We start from the raw sequence: 14,436 nt of genomic DNA on the forward strand, positions 1-14,436 counted from the left end.
CGCCGCCAATGAACACCGCCGGCAGGCGGGACCGGCAGGGCGACGGCGGCTGGCCACTGCCACAGGTGCCCATGTCATGGAGCCGGGGCAGTGCCGGTAGACTTGTGGAGGCCGTGCTCTCGCATCGCCCCGCCCCGGCCCCGCCCAGACTCCACCCGTTGTGCCGCGGCATTCCCTGTTGTGAAAGGCCTTAGCTGCATTGATTACCGTCCAGGATCTCGAACTGCGCGCCGGCGCCCGCCTCCTCATGGACCAGGTGAGCTTCCGGATCGACAAGGGAGACAAGATCGGTCTGGTCGGCCGTAACGGTGCAGGCAAGACAACGCTGACCCGGGTGCTCGCGGGCGAGGGCCTGCCCGCCGCCGGCAAGGTTACCCGCAGCGGCGAAATTGGTTACCTGCCGCAGGATCCGCGCACCCCGGACATGGAGCAGCTCGCGCGGGACCGGATCCTGTCCGTCCGCGGCCTGGACATTGCCGTCGGCAAGCTCCGTGTGGCGCACGAAGAGATGGCCAGCGAGGACCCCGCGGTCCAGCGCAAGGCGATGAACCGCTACGACCGGCTGGAATCCGAGTTCCTGGCCGCCGGCGGCTACGCCGCCGAAGCCGAGGCGGCAGCGATCTGCTCGAACCTCGCCCTGCCGGACCGGCTGCTGAACCAGCCGCTCAAGACCCTGTCCGGTGGACAGCGGCGGCGTGTGGAGCTTGCTCGCATCCTCTACTCGGACGCCGAAACCATGCTCCTCGATGAGCCCACCAACCACCTCGACGCCGATTCCATCTCCTGGCTCCGTGAGTTCCTCAAGAACCACCAGGGCGGGCTGATCGTCATCAGCCACGACACCGAGCTGCTCGAAGCGACCGTCAACAAGGTCTTCCTCCTCGATCCCAACCGCGCCCAGATCGACTACTACAACATGGACTGGAAGCGCTACCTCACGCAGCGCGAAACTGACGAGCGCGCCCGCAAGCGTGAGCGGGCCAATGCGGAGAAGAAGGCCCAGGTCCTCATCGACCAGGCCAACAAAATGCGCGCCAAGGCCACCAAGGCCGTCGCCGCCCAGAACATGGCCAAGCGCGCCGAGCGCCTGCTCGGCGGCCTCGAAGCCGTCCGCGCAACGGACCGCGTGGCGGCACTGCGCTTCCCGGATCCGTCCCCCTGCGGCAAGACCCCGCTCACCGCGGACGGCCTCAGCAAGTCCTACGGTTCGCTGGAGATCTTCACCGACGTCGACCTTGCCATCGACCGCGGGTCCAAGGTGGTCATCCTGGGCCTCAACGGCGCCGGCAAGACCACGCTGCTGCGGATGCTGGCCGGCGTCGACAAGCCGGACACCGGGGAAGTCGTTGCGGGCCACGGCCTGAAGGTGGGCTACTACGCGCAGGAGCACGAGACGCTCGACGTGGACCGCACCGTTCTGCAGAACATGCGCTCCTCCGCCCCGGACATGAACGACGCGGAAGTTCGCAACATCCTGGGCTCGTTCCTGTTCTCCGGCGACGACGTCGACAAGCCCGCCGGTGTGCTCTCGGGCGGCGAGAAGACCCGTCTGGCGCTGGCGACCATCGTGGCCTCGAGCGCGAACGTGCTGCTCCTCGATGAGCCCACCAACAACCTGGACCCCGCCAGCCGCGCCGAAATCCTCGGGGCCCTGAGCAACTACACCGGCGCCGTCGTCCTCGTGAGCCACGATGAGGGCGCCGTCGAGGCGCTCAACCCGGAGCGTGTCGTCCTGCTTCCCGACGGCATCGAGGACCATTGGAACGAAGACTACCTGGACCTCATCACGCTGGCATAAGCCACCTAGCTGACTCGCAGCAAAGGCCGTCGTGAGCGCTCACGACGGCCTTTGCTGCGAGTCAATTGGGGTCAGCGGACCGACATCTCTTCCGCGCCCGTGATCCGGTGCAGGTCCGCGTAGCTGATGGAGAACATCGAGTTGTGGTCTCCCGCTCCCGCCCAGAGCACGCGGTGGGCCGACAACGACTCGTCCAGCAGGGTCCGGATTTTCTCCGGGTGGCCCACCGGGGCGACGCCGCCGACCTCCTGGCCGGTGTGGGCCAGGACGAACTCGGGGGAGGCGCGGCGGATCTTGCCCGTGCCCAGCCGGTCCGCGACCTTGCGGACGTCCACCTTGGCCGCGCCGCTGGCCAGGATGAGCAGCGGGGTGCCCTCGAGTTCGAACACCAGGCTGTTGGTGATCGCCGCGACATCGCAGCCCAGCGCGGCGGCGGCCGCTGCCGCCGTCGGGACCTTCGCATCGAACACCGTCACGGTGTCCTGGGCGCCCAGGGCGGTGAGGGCACGCTTGACGTTGGCCACCGGGCCGGGAAAGGCGTCAGAGCTCATCGCTTAGAACCCCTGGGCGTCGAGGATGGCGTCTTCCTCTTCTTCCGCCGTCGCGTTCTTTCGCTTCCGCGGGGCAGGACGACGGCGGGCCACGGGGCCGCTGGAGTGCAGGAACACGCCCTCCGCGGCCTCGGCTTCGGCGTCTTCCGCGTCGATCGCGGCGTTGCGCGCCTGCTGCCTGGCCGCGTAGCCGAACCCGACGAACATCAGCACGCCGAACGCGAACCACTGCAGGGAGTAGGACAGGTGGGTGCCTTCATCCGTGGTCGGCTTGGGGAACGGGAACGGCATGTCCTGCACCGACGGCGACTCGGAGGCCAGCTGCCCGTAGGCGCCCGTCAGCAGCGGATAGCCCAGCTGCGCGGAATAGGCGGAGAGGTCGATCGAGGCCAGCTGTCCGTCAGGGGCGCCGCGCTGCAGCTCGGGCTCGGCTGGCTTGAGGCGGGCAACCACCGTCACCGGCCCCTGCGGCGGGGCCGGCACTGAGTCGGGCCGTCCCGGCGTGTTGTTGCCGATGGGCAGCCAGCCACGGTCGATCACCACGGTCTCGCCGGACTGGAGCTTGAAGGGGACCACCACCTCGTAGCCGGGCTGGCCGTTGAGCGGGCGGTTGCGCACGATGCGCTGGCCGGCGGCGTCGTAGCTGCCCTTTAGCTCCACCTGGGTCCACTCGCGCTCCGGATTGAGCCGGCTGAACTGGTCCCGGACGTCGGCGAACGGCACAGGGGTGGCCGAGTAGTTGGAGACCACCCGGTTGATTTCGGTCAGGGTCTCGGCGCGGCGGTCCATCTGCCACCTGCCCAGCCCAACGCAGCCGGCGGCGAAGATCGCGGCCAGCAACAAGTACCCCAGCCATTTACTGGAGAAGAGAAAGCGGTACATTCAGCCGATCCTGCCTGACGGGTCGAGAGGGGCGGTCGCTGCGGGGAGGGGGACGGCCTCTGGGCCGAGGACCAGAGTCTCTTTCCACAGTCCGCGCGTCTGCAGGTAGTCCTCAAGCCAGGCTCGGTGCTCCCCGCATGCCAGCCAGATCTTGCGCCGCTCCGGGGTGTGGATCTTGGGATTGTTCCACAGCAGCTTCCATTCCGCCGCCGCGCGGCAGGCTTTCCGTGAGCAGACGGTGCCCGGGGCAGCGGCCGTGTCCCCACCGGTCCCGGCCAGGTCAAAGAGGTTCATGAAGCTGCCCGTCCGTGGTCGTCGTCGTCGTTCTCATCTTCGATCAGCTCGCCCTGCAGCAGCGTCCCTGAGCCGTCTGCGCCGTCGTTTGCATCCTGCCCGTTTGGATACTGCCCGGCGGGGCCCGCGGTATCCGGTGCGTCCAGCTCTGCGAGCGGAGCATAGTCCAGGAGCGAATCACTGTGGATTTCGGCCTTGTCGCTGCCATTGGCGATCACCACGGCCACCCAGGGCAGGAAGACGGCGCCGGCAATCGGCAGGAGCTTGAACCAGCCATCCACGACAAAGATCAGGATCAGGCAGACCATGCGGATGCCCATGGCGATGGCATACTTCACCATCCGCTGGTGCATCTCATCCGAGTGCGCAGCAGCGGCGTCCGTGATGCTGTGCACCTCGGTCCCGCCGGACTCGGAGTCCGGCCTCCCGGGCACATGCGCACCGGGTCGGTTTTTGAGTGTCACGGCTGTCAGATCACGCTCCCAAGGCTTACTTCGATTCTCTCACCATCGGCGGAGCCGCCCAAACGGAAGCGAACCGGGCGCTAAGATCGGAGGCAGGAAAATTCCAGCCCCCAGCGCGGCCCTCCCTGCCGCAGAATCCCGGAGCCCCATATGACTGACACACCCACCACCGGCCGCAGCGTTCTGATCACCGGCGGAAACCGCGGGATCGGCCTGGCCATCGCCGAGTCCTTCCTGGCCAACGGCGACAAGGTGGCCGTGACCTTCCGCAGCGAATCGGCGCTGCCCGAGGGCATCCTCGGCGTCAAGGCGGACGTCACGGACGAAGCGTCGGTCGACGCCGCGTTCGCGGAAGTCGAAGCCGCCCACGGCCCGGTGGAAGTCCTCGTGGCCAATGCCGGCATCACCAAGGACACGCTCCTGATGCGCATGAGCGAAGACGACTTCACCTCGGTGATCGACACGAACCTCACGGGCGCCTTCCGGGTGATCAAGCGCGCATCCAAGGGAATGATCCGGGCGCGCAAGGGCCGCGTGGTGCTGATTTCCTCCGTCTCCGGCCTCTACGGCGCGCCGGGCCAGATCAACTACTCTGCCTCCAAGGCGGGCCTGGTGGGCATCGCCCGGTCGCTCACCCGCGAGCTCGGCGCGCGCGGGATCACCGCGAATGTGGTCGCACCCGGCTTCATCAACACCGACATGACGGCCGAACTGCCCGAGGCCACGCAGAAGGACTACCTGACCAAGGTTCCCGCCGGCCGCTTCGCCGAGGCCTCCGAGGTCGCCAACGTCGTGCGCTGGATCGCCAGCGACGAGGCGTCCTACATTTCCGGTGCGGTCATTCCGGTCGACGGCGGTCTGGGAATGGGCCACTAGCCCTGACGCAGCAGGACGGCGCAGGACTCCTGCGGAGAACAGCGGACGACGGCGGATTCCGCCGTCGTCCGCTGTGGTGTGTCAGCCGTAGAGGCTCTCGGTTTCTCCGTGCCGGGCCTTATTGCCCTTGGCTCCGGGGCTCCTGGAGCGTGTAATGGGCTCACAGCCCCTGACCATGCCGCGGCAGGGGCGTGGACGCAGGAGGAAATCATGAGTGATCTCAGCAAATGGACGCCCTCGGACATGCTGGAACCGGTCCGCCGCTTCCTTGACGGTGATCTGTCCATAGCGCCAGGGATCAAGATCGAACAGTTCCAAGAGGGCACCACCCTGGTGGTGCGGGCGGAAGTGCCGGGCATCGACCCGGACCGGGACGTCGACGTCTCGGTCGGCGAGGGCGTGCTTAATATCGCGGTGGAGCGGCGCGAGTCGTCCGAGCACAAGAGCAAGGACGGTTACCGCTCGGAGTTCCGCTACGGCCGGGCCGCCCGGACCATTGCGCTGCCCGCGGGGGTAAGGGACGAAGACATCACCGCCACGTACAAGGACGGCGTCCTGGAAGTCCGCGCACCGGCGCCCAAGGTTGTGACCGGCGAAGCCACGACGAAGATCCGGATCGACCGCGGCTGACCCACCCCCGGCACGCTCAAGCCACGTGACGACGGAACTACGCCGCCGGGGCTTCTTTGTGGATGCTGAACAACTGTAATGGCGCGGTCCGCTGGCATGATGGATTGCAGACCCACAGTATTTGGACGTTTGGAACAAAGGAGCTCGTATGGGACTGCTGGAGAACAAGACTGCGATCGTGACCGGTTCGTCGCGCGGAATCGGCGCCGAAGTGGCCAAAATCCTCGCCGCCGAGGGTGCGGCCGTCGTCGTCAACTACCGCCAGAAGGCGCCGCGCGCCAACAAGGTTGTCGCCGAGATCGAAGCCGACGGCGGCCGTGCCGCGGCCGTCGGGGCGGACCTCACCACCCAGGAAGGCGTCCAGGCCCTCGCCAGCGCCGCGATGGAGAACTTCGGCTCGCTCGACCTCCTGGTCCTCAACGCCTCCGGCGGCATGGAGACCGGCATGGAAGAGGGCTACGCGCTGAAGCTGAACCGCGACGCCCAGGTGAACATGCTCAACGCCGCCGTCGCGCTCATGCCCGAAGGCTCGCGGGTGGTCTTCGTGACCAGCCACCAGGCCCACTTCATCGACACGGTGCCCACCATGCCCGAGTACGAGCCCGTGGCCCGCAGCAAGCGCGCCGGCGAGGACGCACTCCGGGCCCTGGTCCCGAACCTGGCCGAGAAGGGGATCACGCTCGTGGTCGTCTCCGGCGACATGATCGAGGGCACCGTCACGGCCACCCTGCTTGACCGGTCCAACCCCGGCGCCATCGAGGCCCGCCGTGCGGAAGCCGGCAAGCTGTACTCGGTCAAGGAGTTTGCCGCCGAGGTCGCCAAGATAGCCTCGGCCGACGTCGAGACCGGCCACACCGAATACGTCGGCGGTGCGGATTATTTCGGTAAGACCGCAGACCAGGCGGCGGAGAAGAGCACCAGCTAGGCGCAGCCCGCCACGCGCGCCGGGCTGGCGCGTCAAGAAGGCACGTCCCGGCAATGTTTTGGCTCAACATTGCCGGGACGTGCCTTCCCGGTTAATGCATCAGACTCCGGCGATGTACCGCACGGCGTCCAGATAAGGAAGGTTGACGGCGGCGTCCGCGGCAGCGCGGACGGCCGGCTTCGCGTTGAAGGCGACGCCGATCCCGGCCGCGCCGAGCATGTCGAGGTCGTTGGCGCCGTCGCCCACGGCGATCGTGTGTTCCATGGGAATGCCCTCGGCCGCAGCCCATTCGCGCAGGTACTTCTCCTTGGCCGCCCGGTCAATCACGTCGCCGAGCACCTTGCCGGTCAGTGCGCCGTCGACGATTTCGAGTTCGTTCGCTATCCAGTAGTGCAGCCCCAGGTCTTCGGCGATCGGCCGGAGGATCTGGTTGAAGCCGCCGGACACGACGGCCACGGCATGGCCGGCGGCCTGGAATGCCGCCACCAGCTCGGCGGCGCCCTCGGTCAGCCTGACCTCGGCGCGGACCGATTCGACGACGTCCGCGGGCAGCCCCGCGAGGACCGCCACCCGGGCGTGCAGGCTCTGGGCGAAATCCAGCTCGCCGCGCATGGCCGCCTCGGTCACCGCCGTCACTTCCTCGCGCTTGCCGGCGTAGGCGGCCAGGAGCTCGATCACTTCCTGCTGGATGAGGGTGGAGTCCACGTCCATGATGAGGAATTTTCGGGGCGCGCTGCGCAGTGCTGCCGGAACCAGCGCCGTGTCGACGCCCTCGATGCCGGCGGCCGCCAGCGCACGGCGCGCACCGTCCAGGCGGGTTTCCGAAACCGCGGCAGCTGTGGCGGCGTCCAGCGAGCCTGCCTCTGAGCCGTCCAGCGCGCAGTCGACGGCGTACACCTCGAAGCGGGCGTCGCCGGTCCGGGTTTCCGCCCCGACGCCCAGCCCGGCGGCCCCCAGGAGCAAACGCAGCCGCTGGATGTCGGGAAGGGACAGTTTCAGGCCGTAGCTCACTGCGGTCACGTTCGAACTCATGGCCTCAATCCTAGCGAGCGGGCGGCGGGCGGCCCGAATTCGTTGCGCCCGGGCAGGCTCCGCGTGACGCTCCACGGCAGGGCGCGGCGCCGGTTATCAGTCGCCCGCTTTTTTGTCCTAGTGTCTACTCCTATGAGTGATGTTCTTGAAATGGCCGGGGTCAGTGTTGTACGTGGGGCGAAGACGCTCCTGGACAAGGTCGACTGGCAGGTCAAAGAGGGCGAACGCTGGGTGATCCTGGGCCCCAACGGCGCCGGCAAGACCACACTCCTCCAGCTGGCCGCGGCCCGCATCCACCCGACCTCCGGAATGGCGGGCATCCTCGAGGAAGTCCTCGGTGCCGTCGACGTCTTCGAGCTCCGCCCCCGGATCGGGCTGTCCTCCGCTGCTCTGGCCAGCCAGATCCCCGAGCACGAGAAGGTCCTGAACGTGGTGGTCACCGCCGCGTACGGCGTGACCGGCCGCTGGCGCGAGGGCTACGAGAAGGACGACGAGCGGCGCGCCTTCGGGCTGCTGAACGAGTGGGGGATGGGCCCGCTGCTCAACCGCCCCTTCGCCTCGCTGTCCGAGGGGGAGCGCAAACGCGTCCAGATTGCCCGCGCCCTCATGACCGATCCCGAGCTCCTGCTCCTGGACGAGCCGGCCGCGGGGCTCGACCTCGGCGGCCGCGAGGACCTGGTCCAGCGCCTGAGCGAACTCGCCCGCGACGACGCCGCCCCGGCGATCGTCCTGGTCACCCACCACCTCGAAGAAGTGCCGCCGGGCTTCACGCACGCGATGCTCATGCGCGACGGCGGCGTCGTGGCTTCCGGCCCGCTGCCGGAGGTCCTCACGGCGGAAAACCTGAGCGAAACGTTCGGTCTGCCGCTGGACGTCAGCGTCAACGCGGGCCGGTACACCGCGACCGCCAGCCGCTGACGGGGCCGCTGACCGCGCGTGGAGCTCCTCAATAGCGCCCTCATATTCTTCGCCGGGCTGTGGGCGGGCACCATCAACAGCGTCGTCGGATCCGGCACCCTGGTCACGTTCCCGGTGCTGATCGCCCTGGGCTACGCCCCCGTCACGGCCTCCATCAGCAACGCCATGGGGCTCGTGGCCGGCAACGCCACCGGCGCCTGGGGCTACCGGAAAGAACTCGAGGGCCGCGGCAAGCAGCTGCTCCGGCTCCTGCCGGCCTCGCTCCTGGGCGCCGTCACCGGCGCCTATCTGCTGTTGCACCTGCCCGAGAAAGTCTTCTACTACGCCGCCCCCGTCCTGATCGTGCTGGCCCTGCTGATGGTGGTCTTCCAGCCGCGGCTGCAGCGGTGGGTGAGGAACCGCGAGGAGAACCCCGAGCACGCGATCAGGGACCGCCGCCACGGTGTCCTGCTCGTGGTGCTGGTCTACCTCGCCGGCGTCTACGGCGGCTACTTCGTCGCGGCCCAGGGCATCCTGCTGGTCGGCATCCTGGGCGTGTTCATGACCGGGACCATCCAGAACGCCAACGCGATGAAGAACTTCCTGGTCCTGGGCGTGAATGTGGTGGCCGCCGCCTCCTACCTTCTGTTCGCCTTCGACCGGATCGACTGGGGTGTGGTCGGGCTGATCGCCGTGAGCTCCCTGATCGGCGGCGTGATTGGCTCCAGGGTGGGGCGCCGGCTCTCCCCGGCGGTCCTGCGCGGGGTCATCTTCACCCTGGGCCTGGTGGCACTGGGGTTCATGATCGCCAACCTGTTCAAATAGCCCCTTCCAACAGCCTCACAGGAATGACCTGCCCGTGACCTTTCACCTTCTTGAATCCGCCGACGACCCGCGGGTTGCGGACTACACGCAGCTCACGGACGTGCACCTGCGCAAAATCCGGGAACCCGCCGAGGGCCTGTACATCGCCGAGTCCTCCCGCGTCCTGCGCCGGGCCCTGGCCGCAGGGCACCGGCCGCGGTCCTTCTTCCTGGCCGAGAAGTGGGCCGCGGACCTCGCCGATGTGTTTGAGCAGTACCCTGAGGTCCCCGCCTACATCGGCCCCGCGGCTCTGCTGGAGCAAATCACCGGCTTCCACCTGCACCGCGGCGCCATGGCCGCCATGCACCGGCCCGCCCCGGTGCCGCTGGCGGACCTCCTCGCCGGAGCCCGCCGGGTCGCGGTGCTGGAGGACATTGTGGACCACACGAACGTCGGGGCCATTTTCCGCTCGGCCGCGGCCCTGGGCGTGGACGCCGTGCTGGTCTCGCCGCGCTGCGGGGATCCGCTCTACCGCCGCAGCGTGCGGGTCAGCATGGGCACCGTGTTCCAGGTGCCGTGGGCGCGGCTGGAGGACTGGGCGGAAGGCCTGGCCGCGCTGCAGGAGCAAGGCTTCACCGTGGCGGCCATGGAGCTCACCGAGGACGCGGTGGACCTCGACGTGCTCGCGGCGCGCCGCCCGGAGCGGCTGGCCCTGGTGCTGGGCACGGAAGGCGCGGGCATGAGCGAAGGAACCCTGGCCGCCGTCGACCTCGCCGTGAAAATCCCGATGCGCCCGGGCGTCGACTCGCTCAACGTCGCCGCGGCGTCGGCGGTGGCGTTCTGGGAGCTCCGCCCCAAGGACTGAGGGCACTGCATCGTGCGGCGGCTGCGCCGCGCTGACGTGCGCCAATGGTGTTCGTCAGCGGTCCGGGGATCGGCTATCATTGATAGCTGGCCGTCCGGTGCTTTCCGCCGGCCATCCCATTCATACCTGGCAACTGGCAAAATCCAGTTGTGCGAACAAAGGTCCAATTATGAAGTCTAATACTCACCCGAAGTACGAAGCTGTTGTTTTCAACGACCTGGCTTCCGGCGTCAAGTTCCTGACCAAGTCCACCGTGTCTTCTTCGAAGACCATCGAGTGGGAAGACGGCAACACCTACCCGGTCATCGACGTCGAAATCTCCTCAGAGTCCCACCCGTTCTACACGGGCAAGCAGCGCATCATGGACTCCGCAGGCCGCGTCGAGCGCTTCAACGCTCGCTTCAAGGGCTTCGGCGGCAAGAAGTAACTTTCTTCCCCAAGGTCTTATGGAAAGCCCGCACCGGCAACGGTGCGGGCTTTCTGCGTCTCTGCTGCCGTTCCGGCTAACCGGGTGACCCGGTTCCCGGGTTTCCGGACGCATGCGGCAGGATGGAGGTCATGACATCCCATCCCGCGGCCACCGCTCCCAGCACCGACGACGACGGCGGCGGCCGTCACCACGGCGAGTACAAGGTCCCGGGCGGCAAGCTCGTGGTCGCCGACTTCGACGTCGTCGACGGCGTCCTGGCCCACGTCTCGCTGAGCGGGGACTTCTTCCTCGAACCCGACGAGGCGCTGCCGGAGATCAACCGGGCGCTCACCGGGCTGCCCGTCGAGGCCAGCGCCGCGGATATCGCGGACGCAGTGACGGCGGCGCTGCCCGAAGGCACCGTGCTGTTTGGCTTTTCCGCCGACGCCGTCGCCGTCACCGTCCGCCGCGCCCTGGCGAAGGCCACCGGCTGGGCGGACCACCACTGGAACATCATCGCCCCGTCGGTCCTGCCCACGCACGTCAACGTCGCCCTGGATGAGGTCCTCACCGAGGAAGTCGGCGCCGGGCGGCGCAATCCCACCCTGCGGTTCTGGGACTGGGAAGAGCCCTCCGTGGTGATCGGCAGCTTCCAGTCCGTCCGCAACGAACTCCATCCCGAGGGCGTGGCCCGGCACGGCATCAGCGTGGTCCGGCGGATCAGCGGCGGGGGAGCGATGTTCATGGAGGCCGGGAACTGCATCACCTACTCGCTGTACCTTCCGCAGACCCTTGTGGACGGCATCAGCTTCGCGGACTCCTACCGCTTCCTCGACGCCTGGGTGATGGCGGCCCTGGAAAAGGTCGGCATCAGCGCCTTCTACGTGCCGCTCAATGACATCGCCACCGAGCACGGCAAGATCGGCGGCGCCGCGCAGAAGCGGCTCGCCAACGGCGGCATGCTGCACCACGTCACCATGAGCTACGATATCGACGCCGAGAAGATGGTGGAGGTCCTGCGGATCGGCAAGGAAAAACTTTCCGACAAGGGCACCAGGAGCGCCAAAAAGCGCGTGGATCCGCTCCGCCGCCAGACCGGCCTGGCCCGCGCCGAAATCGTCACAGCGATGATGGACGTCTTCGCCGAACGCTACGACGCGACACCGTCCGTCCTCACCGACGCCGAGCTGGAGGCCGCCCGCCGCCGCGTGGAGACCAAATTTGGCACCGCGGAGTGGCTGCACCGGGTCCCGTAAGGACCCGCTCCCTAGCGGCCCGGTCCGCAACCACCCGTTCCACCACATCGATTGCTCCCCAACTGCCGTTATGGGCCGCCAGAAGGGCGGCTACGGAGCAGTCGATCGTGGGTTTAACGCGGGATCGCCGCCTGGGCCGGTGCCGCCAGCGCCTGCGCCCTGAGGGAACGGTGCAGCTGGCTGCGCTGTTCGATGATGATCCGGCGCAGGGCGCGCGGCGCATCAGGGTGGGCGGCCAGCCACTGGTCGGTGCGGACAATCACGGCGTGGGTTTCGGGCGCTCCGCCGTCCAGGTCCTGAGCCGCGGGGTAGAAGCCGCGGACAATCCGGCTGGCGATCTCGATGCTCCGGTCCGCCCAGACGTCCTCAAGGGATTCGAAGTACGGGTCGATGAACCCGGCCAGCAGGGAGGCCGCGCCGGTGTTGAACCCGGCAATCGTGGCGCCGAGGAGCTGGTTGGACAGACCGGTGCCGTGGACGGCGGCCTCCCAGGCGGCCGCCTTGACGGACGCCTCGGGGCGCGCGGCGAGGGCCGTGGCGTGCCCGGACTTGCCGGCCGCCGTGTTGTCCCGGGCGAGTTCCCGGTCGAGCTGCTCCTGCGAAGCCTGGCCGTTGGCCGCCAGGGCATGCCAGAGATTCCAGCGCAGTTCGGCGTCCACCGCGAGGCCTTCGATCACGGCGCTGCCGTCCAGGATGCCCCGGAGCAGATCCAGCAGGCCGGCGTCATAGCGGCTGGTTGCGGCAAGGGTGCGGGCCCAGGCCAATTGCTGGTCGGAACCCGGGACCGCCGCGTGCAGCTGTTCGGCGGCCGTGGTCAGGAAGCCGTGGCGCACGGCGTCGCGCTGGCCCCGGGGCACGTAGCGTTCCACCGCCGTCGAGGCATTCCCCAGCACATTGAGGAGGACGCCGATGCCCGGCTCGGCGGGCCCGAAGCGCTCGACGGCGTCGACATAGAGTGCCGCCGGAGTGACGGCATCCCGGGCCGAGTCCCACAGCGCCGTCCAGCACAGCGCCCGCGCCATGGGGTCCTCCAGCTTGTCCAGGGAGCCGCGGACAGTGGCCTCGGAATGCGGGTCCAGCCGGACCTTGGCGTAGCTGAGGTCCTCGTCATTGACCAGCAGCAGCGCAGGCCGCGGTTTGCCGGCCAGCGCGGTCACGTCGGTCCGGGCGCCGCGGACATCGGTCTCGACGCTGTCCGTGCGGGCCAGGGCGCCGGCGGCGTCAAAATCGTAGAGGCCGATCCGCAGCCGGTGCGGACGGGGCTCCTGCCGGCCGGTGGTGGGATCCACGGCGTCCTGCAGGACGGCGACGGAGCTGAACGCGCTGTCGTCCCCGGTGGACGTGGTGATCTCGCTGGACAGGGTGGAGATGCCGGAGGTCTGGAGCCATTGGCGGGCCCATTCGCTGAGGTCGCGGCCGGACGCCGCGCTCAGGGCGGCCAGCAGTTCGGCGAGGGTGGTGTTGCCGTAGGCGTGGTCCCGGAAGTACCGGCGGGACCCGGCGATGAAAGCCTCGAACCCGACGTAGGCCACCAGCTGCTTGAGCACCGAAGCGCCCTTGGCGTAGGTGATGCCGTCGAAGTTCTGCTTCGCGGCTTCCAGGTCCGGGATGTCGGCGACGATCGGGTGCGTGGTGGGCAGCTGGTCCTGGACGTACGCCCACGCCTTGCGGTTGTTGGCGAAGTTCACCCAGGCCGTGTCCCAGTCCGTGGTCCGGTCCACGCCGAGGGTGCCCATGTAATCCGCGAAGGATTCCTTGAGCCACAAATCATCCCACCACTTCATGGTGACGAGGTCCCCGAACCACATGTGCGCCATCTCGTGCAGGAGCGTGTTGGCGCGCGCCTGGTACTGCGAATCGGCGGCCCGGGAGGTGAAGACGTAGCTTTCGGTGAAGGTCACCAGGCCCGGGTTTTCCATGGCGCCGAGGTTGTACTCGGGGACGAACGCCTGCTCGTATTTGCCCCACGGGTAGGGGAAATCGAAGAGCTCGTTGAAGAACGACAGCCCGTTCCTGGTGAGGCGGAACAAGGCGTCTGTGTCGAAGGACGCGGCCATGGAGGCGCGGCAGTAGAGCGCCAGCGGTACGTCCAGGACGGTGCCGTCGGCGAGCGTGCCGCGCCAGGCGTCCTCGGCCTTGAAGTACGGTCCGGCGAGAACGGTGGTGATGTAGGTGGACATCGCCTTCGTGGGCGCGAAGTCCCAGCGGCTCGTGGCGGGATCGCTCGTCAGCTGGGTGCGCAGCACCTCGGCGCCGTTGGAGGACACCTGCCAGTCGGAGGGGGCCATGACGTGGAAGGTGAACTCGGCCTTCAAGTCCGGCTGTTCGAAGTTCGCGAACACCCGGCGGGCGTCGGCGGGCTCATACTGCGTGTAGAGGTAGCACTGACCGTCGGCGGGATCGACGAAGCGGTGCATGCCTTCACCGGAGGTGCTGTACAGGGCCGTCCCCGTGATGGTGACCTGGTTCTCCGGCTGCAGGTTCTCGAGCCGGATCCGGGAACCGTCCACGACGTCGGCGACGGCGAGTCCCTTGCCGTTGAGGAAGACGCTGTGGACGCTGCCGGCGATGAAATCCACGAACGTCGTCGCCCCGGGTTCGCTGGCCGAGAAGGAGATGATGCTGCGGCTCGTGTAGCCGGCGACGTTCGGGTCGGCCGCCTGCCGGACGTCGAGGGAGACATCGTAGCTGTGAGTGGTGATGAGGGCGGCGCGGTCCGCGGCCTCGTCGCGGCTCAGATTCTGGTTTGACAC

General features: G+C 68.1%; 15 protein-coding genes. 9 read left to right on the forward strand and 6 right to left on the reverse strand.

The features are described 5' to 3' along the window. Positions 1 to 199 precede the first annotated feature (199 nt). On the forward strand, positions 200 to 1,798 hold the full coding sequence (locus tag B5X90_RS00625; RefSeq protein ID WP_079549596.1) for an ABC-F family ATP-binding cassette domain-containing protein: 1,599 nt from the start codon (positions 200 to 202) through the stop codon (positions 1,796 to 1,798). A gap of 71 nt (positions 1,799 to 1,869) precedes the next feature. On the opposite strand, the gene B5X90_RS00630 is transcribed toward B5X90_RS00625, so the two are convergent. From B5X90_RS00630 to B5X90_RS00645, 4 genes are read right to left on the reverse strand one after another with little or no spacing between them, the layout of a single operon-like run. Further along, positions 1,870 to 2,349, reverse strand: a complete 480-nt coding sequence (locus B5X90_RS00630) for a YbaK/EbsC family protein (protein ID WP_079549597.1) — start codon at positions 2,347 to 2,349, stop codon at positions 1,870 to 1,872. A gap of 3 nt (positions 2,350 to 2,352) precedes the next feature. Further along, a complete protein-coding gene (locus tag B5X90_RS00635) occupies positions 2,353 to 3,231 on the reverse strand; it encodes an SURF1 family cytochrome oxidase biogenesis protein (RefSeq protein WP_079549598.1) in 879 nt (292 codons plus the stop codon). Continuing rightward, a complete protein-coding gene (locus B5X90_RS00640; RefSeq protein WP_079549599.1) occupies positions 3,232 to 3,525 on the reverse strand; it encodes a hypothetical protein in 294 nt (97 codons plus the stop codon). After that, positions 3,522 to 3,989, reverse strand: a complete 468-nt coding sequence (locus B5X90_RS00645) for a DUF3099 domain-containing protein (protein WP_079549600.1) — start codon at positions 3,987 to 3,989, stop codon at positions 3,522 to 3,524. The genes B5X90_RS00640 and B5X90_RS00645 overlap by 4 nt, the downstream gene beginning before the upstream one ends. Before the next feature lie 150 nt (positions 3,990 to 4,139). Between B5X90_RS00645 and B5X90_RS00650 the strand changes: the two genes are divergently transcribed. The 3 genes from B5X90_RS00650 (at position 4,140) to B5X90_RS00660 (ending at position 6,420) form a co-directional block, all read left to right on the forward strand. Next, the gene (locus B5X90_RS00650) at positions 4,140 to 4,865 is read left to right on the forward strand and encodes a beta-ketoacyl-ACP reductase (RefSeq protein WP_079549601.1); all 726 of its coding nucleotides are present in this window, start codon (positions 4,140 to 4,142) and stop codon (positions 4,863 to 4,865) included. 210 nt (positions 4,866 to 5,075) lie between these two features. After that, on the forward strand, positions 5,076 to 5,495 hold the full coding sequence (locus B5X90_RS00655; RefSeq protein ID WP_079549602.1) for an Hsp20/alpha crystallin family protein: 420 nt from the start codon (positions 5,076 to 5,078) through the stop codon (positions 5,493 to 5,495). Between the two features lie 148 nt (positions 5,496 to 5,643). Further along, positions 5,644 to 6,420 carry an SDR family oxidoreductase gene (locus B5X90_RS00660; RefSeq protein ID WP_079549603.1) on the forward strand — a complete coding sequence of 259 codons (777 nt, stop codon included), beginning with the start codon at positions 5,644 to 5,646 and terminating at the stop codon, positions 6,418 to 6,420. A gap of 99 nt (positions 6,421 to 6,519) precedes the next feature. Here B5X90_RS00660 and serB read toward each other — a convergent pair whose 3' ends face one another. Next, complete coding sequence (serB, locus tag B5X90_RS00665; RefSeq protein WP_079549604.1) at positions 6,520 to 7,452, reverse strand: phosphoserine phosphatase SerB; 933 nt, start codon at positions 7,450 to 7,452, stop codon at positions 6,520 to 6,522. Between the two features lie 132 nt (positions 7,453 to 7,584). Here serB and B5X90_RS00670 point away from each other — a divergent pair, with 132 nt between their 5' ends. The 5 genes from B5X90_RS00670 (at position 7,585) to B5X90_RS00690 (ending at position 11,683) form a co-directional block, all read left to right on the forward strand. Continuing rightward, a complete protein-coding gene (locus B5X90_RS00670; RefSeq protein WP_026266341.1) occupies positions 7,585 to 8,370 on the forward strand; it encodes an ABC transporter ATP-binding protein in 786 nt (261 codons plus the stop codon). Positions 8,371 to 8,388: 18 nt separating this feature from the next. Next, complete coding sequence (locus B5X90_RS00675) at positions 8,389 to 9,174, forward strand: sulfite exporter TauE/SafE family protein (RefSeq protein ID WP_028275541.1); 786 nt, start codon at positions 8,389 to 8,391, stop codon at positions 9,172 to 9,174. Between the two features lie 34 nt (positions 9,175 to 9,208). Next, positions 9,209 to 10,018 carry a TrmH family RNA methyltransferase gene (locus B5X90_RS00680; RefSeq protein ID WP_079549605.1) on the forward strand — a complete coding sequence of 270 codons (810 nt, stop codon included), beginning with the start codon at positions 9,209 to 9,211 and terminating at the stop codon, positions 10,016 to 10,018. A gap of 169 nt (positions 10,019 to 10,187) precedes the next feature. Beyond that, positions 10,188 to 10,445: a type B 50S ribosomal protein L31 gene (locus tag B5X90_RS00685; protein WP_018772953.1), complete on the forward strand. Its 258-nt coding sequence runs from the start codon at positions 10,188 to 10,190 to the stop codon at positions 10,443 to 10,445. A 131-nt stretch (positions 10,446 to 10,576) separates the two neighbouring features. Next, complete coding sequence (locus tag B5X90_RS00690; RefSeq protein ID WP_079549606.1) at positions 10,577 to 11,683, forward strand: lipoate--protein ligase family protein; 1,107 nt, start codon at positions 10,577 to 10,579, stop codon at positions 11,681 to 11,683. A gap of 113 nt (positions 11,684 to 11,796) precedes the next feature. Here the strand turns inward: B5X90_RS00690 and pepN are convergent, their stop codons facing one another. After that, complete coding sequence (gene pepN / locus B5X90_RS00695) at positions 11,797 to 14,436, reverse strand: aminopeptidase N (RefSeq protein WP_079549607.1); 2,640 nt, start codon at positions 14,434 to 14,436, stop codon at positions 11,797 to 11,799.

The sequence above is a fragment of the Arthrobacter sp. 49Tsu3.1M3 genome, assembly GCF_900168135.1.
Classification (GTDB): Bacteria; Actinomycetota; Actinomycetes; order Actinomycetales; family Micrococcaceae; genus Arthrobacter.